Source organism: Shewanella sp. (genome assembly GCF_048265805.1).
Taxonomy (GTDB): Bacteria; Pseudomonadota; Gammaproteobacteria; order Enterobacterales; family Shewanellaceae; genus Shewanella.
Genome location: NZ_JBLXAT010000014.1, coordinates 41869 through 61394 on the forward strand (window position 1 = coordinate 41869; position 19526 = coordinate 61394).

Below are 19526 nucleotides of genomic sequence, written 5' to 3' on the forward strand. Positions count from 1 at the left end.
CTTTAAATAATAGTAAGAGTGTTTTATTTATCTTTATGAAAATAAACGTATTTATTTTATTTACGCTGCGTTTTATCACTCTATACAACATCCATTGGCGAAATTTGAGTCTGTGGATTGCAGGAAGGTGGGATTTCGGTGTTATAATACGCGCCTTAATAAATGGGGTACCGTCTGTCGCAGCAAACGAAGTGGCACACTCCGTCTCCTATTCACTAACTCATAATGAAGTTGAATCATGACTGACTTATCGAAATACAGAAATATTGGTATTTTTGCTCACGTTGATGCGGGTAAAACTACCACCACCGAGCGTATCCTGAAACTCACTGGTAAGATCCACAAACTGGGTGAAGTACATGATGGCGCTTCAACCATGGACTTCATGGATCAGGAAGCTGAACGTGGTATCACCATTCAGTCAGCTGCGACCACCTGTTTCTGGAAAGATCACCGCTTTAACATCATCGATACCCCAGGACACGTTGACTTCACTGTTGAAGTATATCGTTCATTGAAAGTGCTGGACGGCGGCGTTGGTGTATTCTGTGGTAGCGGTGGTGTAGAACCTCAATCAGAAACCAACTGGCGTTATGCGAACGAATCAGAAGTTGCGCGTATCATCTTCGTAAACAAACTGGACCGTATGGGTGCTGACTTCCTGCGTGTAGTTGGTCAAATCAAACGCGTTCTGGCGGCTAACCCATTGGTTATGACTTTGCCTATCGGTATCGAAGACGACTTCAAGGGCGTTGTAGACGTTCTAACTCGTAAAGCTTACATTTGGGATGACTCAGGTCTGCCAGAAAACTTCACCGAGACTGATGTTCCAGAAGACATGGTTGACTTGGTTGAAGAATACCGTGAACAGATGATCGAAACTGCTGTTGAGCAAGATGACGATCTGATGGAAGCTTACATGGAAGGTGAAGAACCTTCTATCGAAGACATCAAACGTTGTATCCGTAAAGGTACTATCAACCTGGCATTCTTCCCTACTTTCTGTGGTTCTGCGTTCAAGAACAAAGGTATGCAGTTGGTACTGGATGGCGTTGTTGATTACTTGCCTTCTCCAACAGAAGTTGTACCACAGCCGCTGACTGATCCAGAAACTGGTGAAGAAACTGGTGAAGTTGCTACCGTTACTGTTGACGAGCCTTTCCGCGCTCTGGCGTTCAAAATCATGGACGACCGTTTCGGTGCTCTGACCTTTATCCGTATCTACTCAGGTAAGCTGAAAAAAGGCGACACCATCCTGAACAGCGCAACTGGTAAAACAGAACGTATCGGCCGTATGGTGATGATGCACGCTAACGACCGTGCTGAAATTGATAGCGCTCAAGCGGGTGACATCTTGGCTGTTGTAGGTATGAAGAACGTTCAAACTGGTCACACTCTGTGTGATCCAAAACATGAATGTACTCTAGAACCTATGATCTTCCCAACACCAGTAATCTCTATCGCAGTAACACCAAAGGACAAAGGTGCTTCTGAGAAACTGGGTATTGCACTGGGTAAAATGGTTGCAGAAGATCCATCATTCCAAGTTGAAACTGACCAAGAAACTGGTGACACCATCCTGAAAGGTATGGGTGAACTGCACTTGGACATTAAAGTAGACATCCTGAAACGTACTCACGGTGTTGACTTGGCTGTAGGTGCTCCTCAAGTGGCTTACCGTGAAACTATCACCAAAGCCGTTGAAGACAGCTACACTCACAAGAAACAATCTGGTGGTTCTGGTCAATTCGGTAAGATCGATTACCGTATCAAACCAGGTGAGCCTAACTCAGGCTTCAAGTTCGTTTCATCAGTCGTTGGTGGTAATGTTCCACGTGAATTCTGGCCAGCAGTTGAATTTGGTTTCGAATCAATGATGAAAGAAGGTCCTTTGGCTGGCTTCCCAGTATTGGACGTTGAAGTTGAACTGTTCGATGGTTCTTACCACGCAGTTGACTCTTCAGCCATCGCGTTCGAAATCGCAGCGAAAGGCGCATTCCGTCAATCTATGCCAAAAGCTGGTCCACAGCTGTTGGAACCTATCATGAAAGTTGACGTGTTCACGCCAGATGACCATGTAGGTGACGTGATTGGTGACTTGAACCGTCGTCGCGGCATGATCAAAGACCAAGAAGCTGGTCTGACAGGTGTTCGCGTTAAAGCAGACGTACCATTGGCTGAAATGTTCGGTTATATCGGTAACCTGCGTACTATGACTTCAGGTCGTGGTCAGTTCTCTATGGAGTTCTCACACTACGCTGCATGTCCTGCTAACGTTTCTGAGAAAGTTATCGCAGAAACTAAAGCAAAAAAAGCTGCTAAATAAGCTTTGATACGCTAGATATTGAAAAGCCCGCTTAATGCGGGCTTTTTTTGTATCTTGCTGCTACGAGCTACGAGCTACGAGCTACGAGCTACGAGCTACGAGCTACGAGTAAAAAGACAGCTGCTAAAACCACAGCTATAAGCTAAAACCACAGCTGTAAGCTTTAGTGCAGAGCAAGAGCAAGAGCAAGAGCAAGAGCAAGAGTAGATAGCTGTTGCTTAGTGCTTTGGCTGCTAGATAATCCTGGACGGCTAACGGCTAACGGCTAACGGCTAACGGCTAACGGCTAACGGCTAACGGCTAACGGCTAACGGCTAACGGCTAACGGCTTGCCTTTTCTATGACATTTTTTATACTTCTGCCTCGCAACTCGCAACTCGCAACTCGCAACTCGCAACTCGCAACTCGCAACTCGCAACTCAGATAACAAAAAACCCGCTAGGTTGCGGGCTTTTAAATGAGTGCGTTGGGGTAACTTAGATAAATTTTAGTCTTCTAAGTGACCGCAGAAACGATAACCTTCACCGTGGATTGTCGCGATGATTTCAGGCGTTTCCTGATGGTTTTCGAAGTGCTTACGAATGCGACGGATAGTCACGTCCACAGTACGATCGTGTGGTTTCAGTTCGCGGCCGGTCATTTTCATCAGCAGATCAGCACGGGTTAAAATCTTACCTGGGTTCTCAACAAAGTGGAGCATAGCTCGGAATTCAGAACGTGGCAGTTTGTGAGCTTCGCCGTTAGGGTTGATCAGTGAGCGGCTGTTAACATCCAGCGTCCAACCGTTGAATTTAAATGCTTCAACTGGTGATTTTTCTTCTGGCTCTGAGCTTACACTTGTTACACGAGTCAGCAAGTTACGTGCACGAATAGTCAGTTCACGTGGGTTAAACGGCTTAGTGATATAATCATCCGCACCAATTTCTAAACCTAAAATTTTATCTACTTCGTTATCGCGACCAGTCAAGAAAATCAGGCCGATGTTGTTGATTTCACGTAGTTCACGTGCCAACAGTAGACCGTTTTTACCTGGCAGGTTGATGTCCATAACTACCAAGTTAATTTTGTTTTCTTGCAGGGTTTTATGCATTTCCGCGCCGTCGTTTGCTTCTGAAACGACATAACCTTCAGCTTCGAAAATGCTTCTCAGAGTATTACGGGTGACTGCTTCGTCTTCGACGATAAGAATGTGCGGATTTTGCATATTTTTTACCTAATAAATCAGTTGAGTCTAACCATGAGCAGCGCTCATGCCTGTTAGTTGTTTTACTGTTAAAGCTTATTGGTCAATGACCATTTCAAGGTACACAGTCAACACTTCATGATTAGTTGAATTCTGGTGTGCATCAAAACGTGCACGAAATGTAATAATTGAGATACTCTGCCCGGATTTTAGTTCCGTTGGCAATTGAATACCTTATTAAAATTCTTGTTCGTTCAGGAACCGCTCAGCTTTGCGTTGTTTTAAACACGTTGGGGATCTTTACGAGCAGCTTGACCTAAAAACATCAGTTTGTGATCAATGGCGCCATTGTACTCTTATTGGGCATTTGTTAACAAATGAAATGTTAACAAATTTCCCGATAACCGCCGATTTGCCGAAATAACGACACAGTTTCACAAGTAGAGCGGTTTGTTTGCGACAATCTCTTTAGTGCTTTGGATTTTTCGGACCGTTTGCTAGACTTATTCGAGCTTTAATCAGAGGCAGCTTAATAATGGACGAAGGCTTCAATTTGCTGTGGCAGCAATATCAGAATAGTTGTTTTTTACTTACCCAAGCGCTTACTCCTCCTTGTTCATTTGCCATCATCACTGCTCACAATCCTTTAGGGCAACGTCTTCCTACTTCGCATAATCGACTGCTCGACAAGCAACTACAGCAAGATATTATCGACAGCGGCTGTGCCTTCCGTGCCATGGTCGGTGCATCTCCCGACCTGCAGCACCAAGAAAAGAGCTGGGCTGTCTACCTAGAACAGCAAGCCGCCTATCAATTGGCGCATAAATATCAGCAATTTGCTTTTTATTTTGTCACTGATGGGATTATGCATCTGCTACCGTGCCACTGTGAGCAAGATGCAGTGGTAATGGGGCCGTTTACTGAGTATGTGCGTATCGTAGAAGTTTTGCCGGAGCCACGTGACGAATAAGTTCGCCATTCTGCGGTGCTGTTGGCGCAACGGTTAACTTTTTATTGACAACCTCAGGCGGATTACTGTACTTTTTTCGCCTCGCTTCCTGTTGGAAGCCACAGAAGAGGAGCGCTCACTAGGTAGTGAATTTGAGGATACCAATATCCACTGATAATTCACGAGGGAGATGAGCGCCGAGGTTCACGCAAGATTGGTCTCGCGTAAACCGGTTGGTCAGGCTGAATCCTGGCGACTGTCACCGTATTTATTGGTGGAGAGCTTCTGGTGTGACCATCGCTTTTCCCTTTTCTAGGGTGCCTTGTACCAGCACCAGGCTCTTCGAACGAAATTTGTTCGGAGCTGACATGAATTTTTATCCTGTAACTTCTTGCCCCATCTTCCAGCAATGGAGGAGCAACTAATGTCTTTAGTCGTCGCTAAGTTTGGCGGAACCTCAGTCGCTGATTACACCGCAATGAATCGCTGTGCCGATATCGTACTCAACCATCCAGCTACGCGTATTGTGGTGGTGAGTGCCTCTAGTGGTGTGACGAATTTATTGGTTGAGTTGGCACAACCTAACGTTATCGAATCACAGCGGTTGGCGGTGCTAAAAAAAATCGCGCAGATCCAATATGCGATTGTTGATCGCTTGGCGCGACCAGATGATGTTGCTGCAACCGTGGACAGCTTATTGAGCCGAGTGGATGTGCTAAGCCAACGTTTTCAGCTGGAGCCGACGAAAGCGATCGCTGATGAGTTGTTATCTATGGGCGAGCAATGTTCTTCTGCATTGTTTGCAGCGGTGATCCGCGAACGTGGCGTGGTGTCATCGGCATTTGATGTGCGCCAAGTGATGCGTACTGACAGTTTATTTGGCCGCGCCGAACCGCAAATTGGTGAGCTAAAAACACTGGCTACCGAGAAGTTACTACCGCTACTATCCCAACAAATTATTGTTACTCAAGGTTTTATCGGTGCTGACGCTGACGCTGACGGCAATACCACTACCTTAGGTCGCGGTGGTTCCGATTATTCCGCGGCGTTGTTGGCGGAGGCGTTAGCGGCCGAAGCGGTAGAGATTTGGACTGACGTGCCGGGGATTTTTACTACGGACCCACGTTTGGCACCTCACGCGACGGCCATTCCAGAGATCAGCTTTAACGAAGCGGCGGAAATGGCCACCTTTGGTGCCAAAGTGCTGCATCCTGCCACGATTCTGCCGGCGGTACGGCAGCAGATCCAAGTGTTTGTTGGCTCCAGTAAAGCGCCTGAACTCGGTGGTACATGGATTCGGCATGAAGTGGAAAATCCACCGGTTTATCGTGCCGTGGCGTTACGTCGTGACCAAACCTTGCTGAACTTGCACAGCTTACAAATGCTGCATGCCCAAGGCTTCTTAGCGCAGACATTTGCCACATTAGCCAAGCATAAAATCAGCGTGGATTTGATTACTACCTCAGAAGTGAACGTGTCACTTACCTTAGACAAAACCGGTTCTGATTCCAGTGGGCAAGGCTTGCTAACGGAAGTGCTACTACAAGAGCTATCCCAACATTGTCGTGTGCGTGTAGAAGATAAGTTGGCCTTGGTTGCGATTATTGGTAACCGCATTGCGACCACTGCGGGCATCTGCCAGCAAGTGTTCTCGGTCTTAGCACCACACAATGTGCGTATGATTTGCCAAGGGGCTAGCCCACATAACTTATGTGTGCTGGTGCATGAATCTGAAGCTAACGACGTCGTTGCCGCATTGCACCGTAGTTTATTTGAAGTGTAATTTGGCTAAGAAAAGCGGGCAGTTATGCCCGCTTAATTCTATGGTTTGACCGCGCGAGAGATGGGATTTTGCAAACTGATTAACGTTTCGGTTGACTGGATCTCGTCAATCGATTGGATGCGATTAATCAGTACATGTTGCAGCGCATCAATAGATGGGCACATGACTTTAGCAAAAATACTGTAATTCCCAGTGGTGTAGTAAGCTTCTACCACTTCTTCTAGCGCATCAAGTTTTGCCAATGCTGACGGATAGTCGCCAGCACTTTTTAGATTGATGCCGATAAAGCAGCACACGTCATAACCCAAGGCTTTTGGATTTACGGTGATCTGAGCACCGGTGATAATACCGGCCTGCTTCATTTTTTCCACACGAACGTGGATAGTACCGGCACTCACATTAAAGCGTTTTGCCAGCTCTGCGAAAGGCGTTCTCGCATCCAGCATCAGGGCTTCGAGGATCTGGTTGTCCAGTTGATCTCTTTGGAATGATGTATCCACAACAACTTGCCTTATGTTCTTTAAAACAGGCACGAATTTACGTGTTTTGTTAGCTTATTGCCAGTGATTAACAGCATTTAGTAACCGATTAACTGTAAAGTTTTCCTGCTAGCTACTGCTGTGGCTCTGCCTCAATAAAGGGGACTGGTGCCGAAAACGTCAGCAATTCACCAGAATAAGGATGTTTTATGGTCAGAGATGCTGCGTGCAGTAGTAACCGATTAGCCATCTGTTTCGCTCGGCTATCCGCGTAGAAACCATCACCTAAAATCGGATGGCCCAGTGCCATCATATGTACCCGCAACTGGTGAGAACGACCGGTTATCGGCGTTAGCTTTACCAACGTGGAATACTTGCCTTGGCTTACCACTTCATAATGGGTGACTGAGGGCTTACCTACTTGATGATCCACTTTCTGCAGTGGTCGATTAGGCCAGTCGCAGATCAACGGCAGATCTACTGTTCCAGCAGGTTCTCGTAGATGGCCAGCCACGCGGGCATAGTATGTTTTGTGGGTTTCACGTTCTTGAAACTGGCGTTTAAGTTCGCGTTCGGCACTGCGTCGCAGCGCTAGCAATAGTACGCCAGAGGTGGCCATGTCGAGACGATGTACCACTTGTGCGCCTTCATGCAGTTGCAATACACGGCTGTAAGCGCTGTCGTAGTGTTCTGCGGCGCGGCCAGGCACAGATAACAAACCTGATGGCTTGTTAATCACAATAATATCGCGGTCCTGATACAGAGTATCGAGCCACGGTAATGTTGGCGGCTGGTACACAAAATCACTCATAAATCACCACAGTGTTGAAGCGGAGCGCAACTTTACCCCCGAACTATGCTGCATGCAAGTTAGCATGCGCTTGCCAAAATAGGCGATGTTTGGCGCGCTAGCAGATTATACCGCTGTAGATAAATTCATCGGTGAGGGCTTCTCATTTTTTTCGTTGGCGATTAGTATCATAGGTTAATATTTAGCTTGGGTGGCGAGAACTTTTTGTGTAGCAAATACCGAATAAATGACTGGATTCTTGACCCACAGCGCCTAACTTTGCTGCGTGGTACAGCGGAGATTCGACTTGAAAGCCGAGTGATGCAGGTCTTGTTGTGTCTGATCCAGCATGCTGATCAGGTAGTGTCACGCGAAATGCTTATCGACGAAGTTTGGCACGGCGGTACGGTGTCTGATAACGCCATCAACCGTATTATCGGCTTGCTGCGACAGGCATTTGGCGATAATGCGAAGGCGCCAGCCTTTATTCGTACCGTGCCGAAAAAAGGTTATGTACTGATTGCCGACCTGTCACCAATCTCACCGCCATCTACTACCGCTACTGACCCCGCTACACCGCCATTACTCTTGCCATTACCTGCTGCCGAGTACGCTCAAGGTAGCATTAAACCTACCCATGTTCGCCGGCGTTATCTGGCATGGGGGCTACTGTTACTGATGATTGCCGGACTAATAACATGGTTTGGTATGCCATATAGGCCGAGTGAGGTAGTTCCTCAATCCGCTAGCGATATTATGCAGGTCAAGCCCATCACCTTTTTTGAAGGGCAGGAGATTGACCCCGCCTTGTCTAATGATGGCAGCAAGTTAGCGTTCGCTCACCGTGAGCTTACAGACAACCATTGGCGCATTCGTATCTTATCGATCCGCGAGCAAACGTACGCCGATATTCAGCCTGCCATGGGCGGTAATATGCGCTATCCGGCGTGGAGTGCAGATGGTCAGTTCCTGGCGTTTTTAAACTGGGGTAGCCCTGCGGGATGCCAACTGGTAGTGCAGTCAATGACTGAGCCTGAGCGGGCACCACGAGCATTTGGCTGCCACGCGGCAACGCAATCGACCAGTATTGCTTGGGCGCCATCTGGCAATGCTTTGTATTACGTTGATACTAATAGCAAAGCCAGTTATAAGCGGCTATTTCGACTCAACTTGATTGACGGTCGCCGCGAGCAACTCAGCCAACCGCACGTTGCGGGGCAGGGGGACTATGCCATTGCACTGGCGCCAGATGGTCAGAAAATGGCGGTACTGCGCAGCATTGATTGGTTTAATACTCAAATACTGCTGTTCGATTTAGTCAGCGGTGAATGGCGCAATTTGATTGAAATTGGTTATCCGCTGCGGTCAGTAGCGTGGAGCGCTCAAGGTGATGCCATTATTTACCGTGGTGAGGCTGGGCAGCTTTATCGACTCTCACTTGAATCTCGGCAACTGACGCGCATCACTAGTGTGGTGTCTGAGATTAATTCACCGGCCAGTAACACCGCCGGGCAGTTGACCGCGGTATCAGGCGAGCTGTTTGAAGAGGAGTTATGGCGTTGGCAGTTGCCTTATAGCCAAGCTCCGCAGCGTTGGGTGTATAGCAGCCGTCGTGATTATAGCCCTGCGATTTCGCATGACGGAAAGGTGTTGGCGTTTGTGTCCAATCGTAGCGGTTTGCCACAGTTATGGCTGCGGCGTCAAAATGGTCAAGAGTTACAGTTAACGCATTTAACCTCATTCTCGCATATCAATGAGTTGAGCTTCTCGGCGGATAATCAATGGATTGCGGGCACACTGAATCGTCGTGCTTTTGTGTTTGACTTGCTAAACAACCAGTTGCAGCTTCCTGAACAGATGAACAATGTGCAGAATCTTGCTTGGGGCACCGACGTACAGCATCTCATTGCCGCGGTATCAATTGAGGGATTGTGGCAGATAAAGTCATTTAATATTGCCAACGGCACTCAGGCGTTATTGGTGAATGACGCCTTTTGCGCTAAGTATGATCGTTATGGTGTTCTGTATTTCTCTAGGTTGCATAAACCGGGCATTTGGCGTCTACAACACGGTGCCGTATCACAATTGACTGATCGCTACACACCACATATTGGTGGTGCTTGGCAGCTGGCGGGTGATGATTTGTGGCTGCTTGAATCGTTGCAACAACGGCCACAACTCAGCCGGATCAGCACCTCAAATGGGCAAATCACGACACTGCCTATTCCAATGGCAAATGTGTCCTATCGTTCGCTGTCCGTCAGTGAACATGGTGATGTGATTCTATCTATGTTGGCTAAGTCGAGCACCGATATTGTGTCACTAACACGCTGATATAATTCACATAATATTTTCATCATCTTTTCGTTATGGTTATGTCTTACTGAGTGTATAGCTTGGGTCTACAGGTTGTAATGCACGTCAGCGCTAGCTGCTAGTTAAATCACTCTGAGGAGATAAGATGATGAAAATAAGCGTACCTAATGTGAAAAAGTTTGTTGGCTTAACGCTGTTACCTATTATGGTCGCCGCGCCATTCTTTTCAGCGTTTTCGCAGCTTAGTGCACCACAGCCAAAGGATGAAAACCAACTGCAATCTCCCTACATACTGTGTGAGCCATATCCCGAGTGTGTGATTTACGGTGTTGATGCTGAACTATAGGTGATGTGATGAATATTCTGCTCTATTTCATCGGCACACTGAGCACCATCGGGCTAATGTGCTTAATGTTCTTCAACATATTGCTCGCTTCTGAAGAATCAAAATTAATGGAAGAGACGCAGGAATAACAACGACTCCCTTTCTCAATTTGAGCAAGCACGCAACTAACGGTTAGCGTGCTTTTTTTGTGCGGTGTTGTTGATGTGCTGATCGGCCATGACCCGCTAACATTCCGGTTGGCACTACAAAATACCGTTGCCGGAAATTAACATAAAGCAGAAAGTCCACACGACAAAAGACAGTGTGCAATGTACCAAGCCGTAAAAGGCGTGGTCGAGTCGCTTCATGCCTTCGGCGATAAACACTAAATGCAGGTGCATGATAAAAATCAGCGGAAACAATATCGCCAACACCACGGCAACCACCGCATTGCCGTCACCGATGACCCAATGTCCGAGTAGACTCCACATCACCATGATAAATGTCAGCATCGGTGGTGCGGCTGCGCGGTAATGTTCGGGGTAGGGAAACATACAGCAAACCTCTTTTTACTTTTAAGTGGTAAAACCTCACTTCGGCGGCAGTTGTCGTCAAGCGTCCTTTTTGACAATAGCACAGCTAATAAACTTGGTTAAGCAATCGCTTAACTCATTATTGATAATCGCTTTAGGGCTGTGTTTTGTCGAATTTTTTGCCGTAACTCCGTTAACTTTGGCATTGGCAACTGGGCTAGCGGTGAGTTTAATGTTGCTCACTAAAACCACGCATCCACCCGCAGGTGCTAATCCATTGTTGATCATGCTGACTCAACAACATTGGTGGTTTCTCTTTTCCACGGTGTTGCTAGGCGCTATCGCAATGGTGCTGGTGGCGCAAGCGATGCAGTGGCTGCAACGGCGTTTGCTTCGGGCGGTATGATGATTTAAACCATGCGGTGAGATGATTATTTGTTACACTGCCGCCACGTAAAAATAGCGCTGCATCTTCTGTGTTGGCGCTTTGCTATTTTTGGATTCTAGATACATGGCGTTGTTATGGCTTATCACGCTCATTTGGGCGTTTTCGTTTTCATTGATTGGCGTGTACTTGCATGGGCAAGTGGATGATTACATTGCGGTGGCATCGCGCATGGCGCTGGCCTTTATCATCTTTGTGCCGTTTTTTCAGAAAGTGCCGTTGAAGCAGGCCGCAGTCATGATGGCGACGGGGGCGATTGAGATTGCTGGCACCTACCTGTTTTTGTATCACAGCTATCAGTATCTCACCGTGCCCGAGTTACTGTTGTTTACCATTTTTACGCCGTTGTACGTCAGTTTGTTTGCTGATTTGTTCGCCAAGCGTAAACCCTACCAGTTGTGGTTACCGGCTTTGTTGGCGGTGGCTGGTGCAGCGGTGATCCGTTGGACTGAGTTGAGTGAACAGTATTGGTTAGGCTTTGCTTATATTCAGGGCGCTAACGCCTGTTTTGCCTTCGGTCAGGTATGGTATCGCCATCAAACTCATCGTAATCCTTTACCGCATCGAGCGCGGTTTTTCTGGTTTTTTGCGGGAGCGTTGTTGGTCAGTGGTGCGATGATGTTAGCCAAAGCTGATTGGACTCTGCTGCCCGATACCCGCAGTGAACTTAGCGTGTTGCTGTGGCTCGGTATTGTCACCTCTGGTCTTGGTTATCTGGCATGGAGCTATGGTTCTACTAAGGTGAATGCCCAGCAATTGGCGGTGATGAATAATATGCTTATTCCTGCTGGAATCGCGGTAAACGTGCTGTTTTGGGGCGGGCAGGTCAGTGATTGGCCACGTTTGGTTGCGGGTTGTATCTGTATGTTGTTGGCGTTGTGGGTTTCTAAATGTTATGCGGTACCGCAGCGTTAATATCCCGTAGTCATTTAGTTAATCGTTAGCTGTCCGGACAGGTGTGGACAGCTAAAACGGACAGGTAATAAATAAAAAAATTTTATAAAACAATAATTTAAAAGTTGGCATGCAACTTGGTTATAGCTAAGTAACTTTGGCAAATAAGAAGATACCAAGATGAATGTCGCAACGATCCAAGATACCACCGGCCAAGACGTCATATTGTCTCCGAAACGCCAGTACCAATGGGTGTACTGGATGGCAGGTATGGTAGTGCTGCTGGCTATCGTGTTCTATTTAGCGCAGCAATGGCAGCATGCAGTGGGCACGGATATGTCAGTCAGTCGCAGTGCCATTCGTATCGCGACTGTTGATAAAGGCGATGTACAACGTGATTTAAGCGTGCAAGGTAAAGTGGTTGCCGCCAATAGCCCAACGCTTTACAGCACCGCCCAAGGGATTGTGACCTACAGTGTAAAGGCGGGTGATAAGGTCAGCCAAGGCCAACTGCTCGCCGTTATTGATAGTCCACAAACCACCTCAGAGCTGAAACAGCAACAAGCCACTCTGGCGCAGTTGCAGGGGCAACAAGCGCAACAACAGATTACCTCCAAACGCGATCTCCTCGAGAAGCAGCAAGCGCTTGATTTAGCCAACGTTGATTTGCTGGCTGCGAAGCGGGAGTTGGCGCGTAACGCAGAGGCGCGCCAAACAGAGATCGTCAGCGATCGTGATTTCCAACGTAGCAAAGATGAGTTAAGCCGCGCCGAACTGGTTGCCGCACAAAGCCAAACATCGCTAACACTAGCGAAGCAATCCGCCGAGTTTGAAAGCCAAATCCTCAGTCAGCAGATCCGTGCGCAAGAGTTGCTGGTCGCCGAGTTGCAACGCCAATCAGATACGTTAAACGTCATTTCGCCCGTTAATGGCATGGTCGGTAGCTTATCGCAAGCGCAGAAAGCGGCAGTGCCTGCCTATCAATCCTTGCTGACCGTGGTCGACCTGTCTGGCTACGAAGTGGAAGTGATGGTGCCAGAAAGCTATGCCGATGACTTGAGCCTCAATATGCCAGTCGAAATCACTAGTAATGGCACAACTTATCCCGGTGAAATTGCGGCTATCAGCCCAGAAATTACCAACAACCAAGTGGTTGCCCGTTTGCGCTTCACTGATGCTGTACCAGCACAAATTCGCCAAAACCAACGCTTATCTGGCCGTATTTTGCTGGAAAACCGCCAAGATATTCTGCGCCTGCCACGTGGCAACTTTATCGATTCAGACAGTGGGCGCAGCGCCTTTGTGGTGCAGGGCGATACTGCCACCCGCGTCCCTATTGCACTCGGTGCCAGCGGCTTCAGCTATGTGGAAGTCAGTTCTGGGCTGAGTGATGGCCAGCAGGTGATCATCTCCGACACCAGCCGCTTTAAAGAGGCCAATACCTTGTTACTTACCAAGTGACACCAAGCAACTCCCGACGCTTCGGCACAAGGATGTGCCACATTATCAAACTGATACTTAGGTACATAGATGTACCACATTTCATGGTGATTATCGTTACCGAGTAAGCGGTAACTAACTGAACTAAAAGGAAATCGATATGCTTAAAATGGAACATATTGCGAAAGTGTTTCGCACCGATACCGTTGCCACTCATGCCCTACGAGATTTTAGTTTGCATGTAAAAGCGGGTGAGTTTGTCTCGGTCACTGGCCCATCTGGCTCTGGTAAAACTACCTTTTTAAACATTGCTGGATTGCTCGACAGTTTTGATGGCGGCAGCTATCAGCTCGATGGCATCAATGTTAGTGGTTTGAACGACAGTGCGCGCTCAAAGCTGCGCAATGAAAAAATTGGCTTCATTTTTCAGGGCTTTAATTTGATCCCCGACCTCAACATCTTCGATAACGTCGATGTGCCGCTGCGCTATCGTGGTTTTGGCCGCGCCGAAAGAAAGCGCCGTATCGAGGAAGCATTAGTGAAAGTGGGCTTAGCCGCACGTGCTAAGCATCTGCCATCGCAGCTCAGCGGTGGGCAACAGCAACGGGCGGCGATTGCACGTGCGCTGGCTGGAGAGCCTGCATTTCTATTAGCTGACGAACCCACAGGTAACTTGGATACCACGATGGCACGGCAGGTGATGGAACTGCTGGAGCAGATCAATAGCCAAGGCACCACCATTGTGATGGTAACCCACGACCCCGAATTGGCCCGTCGTGCCCAGCGTAATATTCAGATTGTGGATGGTGAAGTCGCCGACCTCACGCTCAAACGAGCGGTGTAAGGAGCAGGTTATGTTTGGCTATTACCTGCAACTCGCTTGGCGCTCTATCAGGCGAGCCCCCATTATTTCGAGTTTAATGGTGCTGACCTTAGCCGTGGGCGTGGCGGTGTCGATGACCATGGTGACACTGCAACATGTGATGTCTAACAACGGTTTGGCTGAGCGCAACGGTCAGATTTTTGCGCTGCAACTCAATAATACCAGTGATGATACGGGGGCTACTGGCGACCTATCACAAGACACCACCAGCAACGCTATGTCGCGGTCGTTGACCTATCGTACCGTCAGCACATTGTTGGATAACCCTGATATTGCGCCACGTCAGGCCGCCATGTTTAGCATGCAATATGTGCTCACACTACCAGAGGGTGATTTAAGTCCTGCAGAAGAGCTAATCCGCACCACCAGTCGAGACTTTTTCGCGTTGTTTGGTGTGCCATTTATTTATGGCGAAGTGTGGGATGCCAAAGCAGACAATGAAATAACTCCTGTGGTGGTGATAGATAACAGCATGAATCAGCGCCTGTTTAACGGTGAAAACTCCGTGGGCCGCCAGTTACTGTTAGACGATGTTCCTTACCAAGTGGTAGGGGTGGTGCAGGACTTTATGCCCAAGCCGTCGGTGCAGGACTTATCAATGGGCGCGTTTGGCGGCAATCGCCATATTTACCTGCCCTTTGGCACGGTGCAAACCCCTAACTTGCTACACAACATGAAAGGGACTCTCTCTTGTCAGTTTCAGCAACAAGGGGCTGAGTTTCCACAAGAACGGCAAGCAATGCGTGAGTTTATCTTGAACAATCGTTGTTATTGGTTGCAGTACTGGGTGGAATTGCCAGATCAGCAAGCCAGAGATAAATACGTCGCCTTTTTGAGTGCTTACTTTGATCAGCAAAAGAGCAATGGCTTTTTCACTCAAAGGTTTGGTTATGCACTATCGACCCCCGCACAGTGGCTGCAACTAAATAACGTGGTCAGTACCGACACCAAAATCATCACTTGGCTAGCACTGGTATTCCTGCTTGTCTGCATCATCAATGCAGTGGCATTGGTATTGGCTAAGTTACTGAAACAGGCGCCCGAAGCGGGTATGCGCCGCGCGCTTGGTGCCAGTAAAACGGCGATTTTTAGCCAGAGCTTGATAGAGACGCTGTTAATTGGTGTGCTCGGCGGCGTTATCGGTATTGGTTTGAGTCAGTTGGGCTTATTGCTGCTGCGATTGCTATTAGCCAAAGAAGACGCGGCGGTATTACACAGTGACTGGCTGATGCTCGGTTTTACGGTGCTGATGGCGGTTGTTGCTAGCATTTTGGCTGGGCTATATCCGGCGTGGCGGATCAGTTATGCCCAACCTGCCAAGTACCTCAATCAAAAGTAAGGAGTACGCCATGTTTGAGTTTGGACCGATTCTACGCACCCTCTGGCGTAACAAGACTGGCGCCTCGTTGATTATACTGCAAAGTGCGCTGACCTTAGCCATTGTGGCTAATGCGGCATTTGTGCTGCAACAACGCTTGCAACTGATAAATCAGCCCACCGGTATCGATGAACAACATCTATTTACTATCGATATTAAGCCCTTAGGGCAAGAGCTGTTTAGCGTGGGCGAAATTCAGCGAGATACACTGGAACTACGACAAATAGCCGGAGTGGTAGATGCCAGTTACATCAGTGATAAACCCTTGTCTGGTCACTACAGCCAGTCTAGTCGTAGTGCCAAAAATGATGATATGGAGCTAAGTGTCAGATTAGCGCAACTCGCTACCGATCCTCATGGTTTGCACACGCTTGGCGTGGCGCTCGAACAAGGGCGTTTTTTCAATGACAGTGACATGGTACGTGATCTTAAAGCAGGCAAAGTGGTGGTTATTAGCCGCGGTGTGGCAGATGCCGCGTTTGGCAAGGGCGCAGATGTCATTGGTCAGCAAATCACTTCCTCTGGTTTGCCGCTCACCGAAAAATATAAGCAAGTTATTAAAGATAGCCAACTGTTTACTGTGGTAGGTGTAGCCGCTGATGCCAATATCACATCGGTCGTTAGCGCGAATGATGGTGTGATGTTTCTGCCTTTTTATCAACCAGATAAAACGATCACTTACCTTATCCGTTGTCAGCCAAGCCAATGTAACCAACTGATGCTGGCGGTGCCACAAAAACTCAAGCAGTTGGATAATCACCGCATCATTACGGGGTTGAGCACAGTGCTGAATAACAAACATGAAACGCTACGTGCTGACCGCACTATGGTGGTGATGATGACGGCGGCGATTGTGTTAGTTTCAACCATCACTGGGCTTGGGGTTATTGGCCTCACACTCATTTGGGTCAATCGTCGTCGTTGGCAAATTGGTGTGCGCCGCGCTCTGGGGGCAACCCGATTTAACATCGTGCGCTACTTCCTTACTGAAAATTTTTTAGTGACCACCATTGGCTTATGTTTTGGTGCGATCTTGGCGCTCGGACTAAATCAATTGTTGATGCAGCACTACCAAATGCAAGCCTTACCGTTTAACTACATCGCCATAGGCATGATCGGCGTCTGGTTATTGGGGTTGCTCGCGGCTGTTGTGCCAGTATTTCGCACAACTACCATCTCTCCCTCACTAGCCACTCGCTCCATTTAACAAGGGACTCAATATGTTGACTTACTATATGCAACTGGCGTGGTTATCCGTTAAACGTACGCCGATTATCTCCAGCCTAATGATTGTCACCTTAGCCGTCGGCGTGGCGGTGTCGATGACCATGGTGACACTGCAACATGTGATGTCTGCCAATGGGCTGGCGGAGCAAAATGACCGTATTTATGCGCTGCAATTAGCTAACGGGACCAAAAATCAAGACGATAATAACTTGCTGAAAAATGGCTTACCCGATCTGCTGACATATCGCACGGCAAGGGCGCTGTTAGCGTCGAATGCTGCGCCGCATGTGGTGGCGATGCATCGTTGGGCGGCGGCCGTGTCGCTGGCAGATAACAGCGTTAAAGCCACCAAAGAGGTGATCCGTGTTAGCTCGCGGGACTTCTTTGCCCTGTTTGGCGTGCCATTTATCTACGGCAAAGTGTGGGACAAGTCAGCCGATGATGATGCGCGCTTTCAAGTGGTGATCGACCGTACCATGAATGATCGCTTGTTCAACGGTGAAAACTCGGTCGGGCGTGACGTACAACTCAATGGTCGCCCTTATCAAGTGGTGGGGGTGGTTGAGGATTTCACCCCTAACCCGTCAGTGCAAGATCTGACTCAAGGGTCATACGCGGGTAATGCCCATGTTTATCTGCCCTTTGGCTTACATCGTGCATTGCAGATGTTGCCTTATGGCAATATGCGCTACTCCTCCAGTAAAGACAGTAATGCTAGCGCGGCAACAGCAGCGCAGACTCCTGAACAACGCTATGAACGCATTCTGCAAGACCGCTACTTCTGGTTGCAGATCTGGGTGGAGTTGCCCGACGAGCAAAGCAAAGCAACCTTGGTGAATTTTCTACAACATTATTTTGAGGAACAACACAAAAACGGCTTTTTTGAGCGTGATTTTGACTATGCGTTATCAACGCCGTCCGAATGGTTAGCACTGAACAACGTGGTTAGCAACGATACCCGCGTGATGACCTGGATGGCATTAGCGTTTCTGTTGGTCTGTATCATCAATTCGGTGGCGCTGTTGTTGGCGAAGTTGCTGCGGCAATCTTCCGAAGCCGGAGTCCGCCGCGCGCTTGGCGCGACTCGCAGTGCCATCTTTAGCCAAAATCTGATTGAGAGTGGCCTCATTGGTTTAGTCGGCGGCATTTTGGGCATCGCGTTCAGCCAGTTAGGGCTCGGCTTCGTGCGCATGCTGGTAAGTGCCGATGAAGCCAAAGTGGTCTATAGCGATGGTTTCACTATCTTGTTAACGGTGCTGATAGCGATTATTGCTAGCCTCTTAGCTGGCTGTTATCCCGCTTGGCGTATTAGCCAGATCTCACTGGCCCAATCACTGAAGTCGCGGTAGGAGAACAACATTATGTTTGAATTTGGTCCAATTCTGCGCACCTTGTGGCGCAGCAAAACCGGTGCTTTGTTAATCATCGTGCAGGCGGCGTTAACGTTAGGCATCATTTCTAACGCGGCTTTCGTGGTGCATGAGCGCCAAGCGTATGTTGCTCGCCCCACCGGGCTGGATGAGCAAAATATCTTTGTATTGTCGGTCGCCGCTTTATCTGATGCTGAGTATAACTATCAGGATGTGGTGCGTGATATGAACGAGATCCGCCAACTGCCGGGCGTGGTGGATGCGAGTTTTTCATTGACGTCACCCTTATCCAACTCTGGCAGTTCCAGCGATCTGAATAACGAGGAAGACCCCGACAAGCCAGTGTCCGCCATGGCGGACTTGGTCTCAAGCGATAGCCATATCCTTAATGCGTTAGGGCTAAAACTAATAGCAGGGCGTTTCTTTGACCCCGCTGAAATTATGACAGGTTCTGCGTTAAGCAATGACGGACCATCCATGGCGGGAATCGTGGTCACACGCAGTCTGGCCGACAAACTCTATGGCGCAGGTGTTGACCCGTTGGGCAAACAATTAGCGGATACCACAGTTATTGGTGTGGTTGAACCTGCCATGGTGAGTTATGTGGCGCAGGATTACGTTGCCGGCGTGGCGTTTATGCCACGTTTTATCTCTGCCTATCCTCCAACGTACATCATTCGCTGTAAACCGGGTGAACTATCAAACTTGATGTTAAAAGTGCCTGATTTACTGAGGAACATCGATCCTAACCGCATTATTCGCAATGTGAAGCCGTTAACTCAGGTGAAAGATGCCACTTATCGTCGCGCCAAATCTACCGTGAAAATGTTGGTGGCAACCATGGCGTTAGTGGTGTGTGTCACTAGCCTTGGTATTGTGGGGCTAACGTTATTGTGGGGCAATCAACGCCGACGCCAGATTGGCGTACGTCGAGCACTAGGGGCAACCCGTGGCGATATCATTCGCTACTTCTTGACCGAAAATGTGCTGATCACCGCCGTGGGTGGCGGCTTTGGTGTTGTACTATCACTTGCCGTTAACCAGTTGATGGTGCAGCATTATCAGATGAAGGCCTTGCCGGTATCCTACATTTTCGCGACCACAGTAGCCGTGTTACTGTTAGGTGTTGCGGCCGCGATGATTCCTGCATGGCGCAGCAGTTTAGTTTCCCCCGCACTAGCGACCCGCAGTGTATAACTGCAGGT

General features: G+C 48.5%; 17 protein-coding genes and 1 riboswitch. Of the genes, 13 read left to right on the top strand and 4 right to left on the bottom strand.

Annotated features, from left to right (window positions below; translation table 11 throughout):
• Nucleotides 1–238: 238 nt before the first annotated feature.
• Nucleotides 239–2326: an elongation factor G gene (fusA, locus tag ACN0TT_RS11365; RefSeq protein ID WP_417762271.1), complete on the top strand. Its 2088-nt coding sequence runs from the start codon at nt 239–241 to the stop codon at nt 2324–2326.
• 487 nt (nt 2327–2813) lie between these two features.
• On the opposite strand, the gene arcA is transcribed toward fusA, so the two are convergent.
• Nucleotides 2814–3530: a two-component system response regulator ArcA gene (arcA, locus tag ACN0TT_RS11370; protein ID WP_417762272.1), complete on the bottom strand. Its 717-nt coding sequence runs from the start codon at nt 3528–3530 to the stop codon at nt 2814–2816.
• Nucleotides 3531–4044: 514 nt separating this feature from the next.
• On the opposite strand from arcA, the gene ACN0TT_RS11375 reads away from it, so the two are divergent.
• Both ACN0TT_RS11375 and lysC read left to right on the top strand, forming a co-directional pair.
• A complete protein-coding gene (locus ACN0TT_RS11375) occupies nt 4045–4479 on the top strand; it encodes a DUF3293 domain-containing protein (protein WP_417762273.1) in 435 nt (144 codons plus the stop codon).
• Between the two features lie 96 nt (nt 4480–4575).
• Nucleotides 4576–4751: riboswitch (Lysine riboswitch) on the top strand.
• Between the two features lie 131 nt (nt 4752–4882).
• Nucleotides 4883–6241: a lysine-sensitive aspartokinase 3 gene (lysC, locus tag ACN0TT_RS11380; RefSeq protein ID WP_417762274.1), complete on the top strand. Its 1359-nt coding sequence runs from the start codon at nt 4883–4885 to the stop codon at nt 6239–6241.
• 38 nt (nt 6242–6279) lie between these two features.
• Here the strand turns inward: lysC and asnC are convergent, their stop codons facing one another.
• Nucleotides 6280–6741 carry a transcriptional regulator AsnC gene (asnC, locus tag ACN0TT_RS11385; RefSeq protein WP_238896622.1) on the bottom strand — a complete coding sequence of 154 codons (462 nt, stop codon included), beginning with the start codon at nt 6739–6741 and terminating at the stop codon, nt 6280–6282.
• Nucleotides 6742–6853: 112 nt separating this feature from the next.
• On the bottom strand, nt 6854–7531 hold the full coding sequence (gene rluA, locus ACN0TT_RS11390; protein WP_417762275.1) for a bifunctional tRNA pseudouridine(32) synthase/23S rRNA pseudouridine(746) synthase RluA: 678 nt from the start codon (nt 7529–7531) through the stop codon (nt 6854–6856).
• A 204-nt stretch (nt 7532–7735) separates the two neighbouring features.
• Between rluA and ACN0TT_RS11395 the strand changes: the two genes are divergently transcribed.
• Nucleotides 7736–9844: a winged helix-turn-helix domain-containing protein gene (locus ACN0TT_RS11395; protein ID WP_417762276.1), complete on the top strand. Its 2109-nt coding sequence runs from the start codon at nt 7736–7738 to the stop codon at nt 9842–9844.
• A gap of 127 nt (nt 9845–9971) precedes the next feature.
• A complete protein-coding gene (locus tag ACN0TT_RS11400) occupies nt 9972–10172 on the top strand; it encodes a hypothetical protein (protein WP_417762277.1) in 201 nt (66 codons plus the stop codon).
• A 242-nt stretch (nt 10173–10414) separates the two neighbouring features.
• Here the strand turns inward: ACN0TT_RS11400 and ACN0TT_RS11405 are convergent, their stop codons facing one another.
• Nucleotides 10415–10705: a hypothetical protein gene (locus tag ACN0TT_RS11405; protein WP_417762278.1), complete on the bottom strand. Its 291-nt coding sequence runs from the start codon at nt 10703–10705 to the stop codon at nt 10415–10417.
• Between the two features lie 25 nt (nt 10706–10730).
• On the opposite strand from ACN0TT_RS11405, the gene ACN0TT_RS11410 reads away from it, so the two are divergent.
• From ACN0TT_RS11410 to ACN0TT_RS11445, 8 genes are all read left to right on the top strand, one after another.
• A complete protein-coding gene (locus ACN0TT_RS11410; RefSeq protein ID WP_417762279.1) occupies nt 10731–11090 on the top strand; it encodes an HPP family protein in 360 nt (119 codons plus the stop codon).
• 105 nt (nt 11091–11195) lie between these two features.
• The gene (locus ACN0TT_RS11415) at nt 11196–12044 is read left to right on the top strand and encodes an EamA family transporter (RefSeq protein ID WP_417762280.1); all 849 of its coding nucleotides are present in this window, start codon (nt 11196–11198) and stop codon (nt 12042–12044) included.
• 159 nt (nt 12045–12203) lie between these two features.
• Nucleotides 12204–13484, top strand: a complete 1281-nt coding sequence (locus ACN0TT_RS11420; protein ID WP_417762281.1) for an efflux RND transporter periplasmic adaptor subunit — start codon at nt 12204–12206, stop codon at nt 13482–13484.
• 139 nt (nt 13485–13623) lie between these two features.
• A complete protein-coding gene (locus ACN0TT_RS11425; protein WP_417762282.1) occupies nt 13624–14307 on the top strand; it encodes an ABC transporter ATP-binding protein in 684 nt (227 codons plus the stop codon).
• Nucleotides 14308–14317: 10 nt separating this feature from the next.
• A complete protein-coding gene (locus tag ACN0TT_RS11430; protein WP_417762283.1) occupies nt 14318–15685 on the top strand; it encodes an ABC transporter permease in 1368 nt (455 codons plus the stop codon).
• A 10-nt stretch (nt 15686–15695) separates the two neighbouring features.
• The gene (locus ACN0TT_RS11435; protein WP_417762284.1) at nt 15696–16931 is read left to right on the top strand and encodes an ABC transporter permease; all 1236 of its coding nucleotides are present in this window, start codon (nt 15696–15698) and stop codon (nt 16929–16931) included.
• A 13-nt stretch (nt 16932–16944) separates the two neighbouring features.
• Nucleotides 16945–18300, top strand: a complete 1356-nt coding sequence (locus ACN0TT_RS11440; RefSeq protein WP_417762285.1) for an ABC transporter permease — start codon at nt 16945–16947, stop codon at nt 18298–18300.
• Between the two features lie 12 nt (nt 18301–18312).
• Nucleotides 18313–19518, top strand: coding sequence for an ABC transporter permease (locus tag ACN0TT_RS11445; RefSeq protein ID WP_417762286.1), 1206 nt, complete (start codon nt 18313–18315; stop codon nt 19516–19518).
• The last annotated feature ends 8 nt before the right edge of the window (nt 19519–19526 follow it).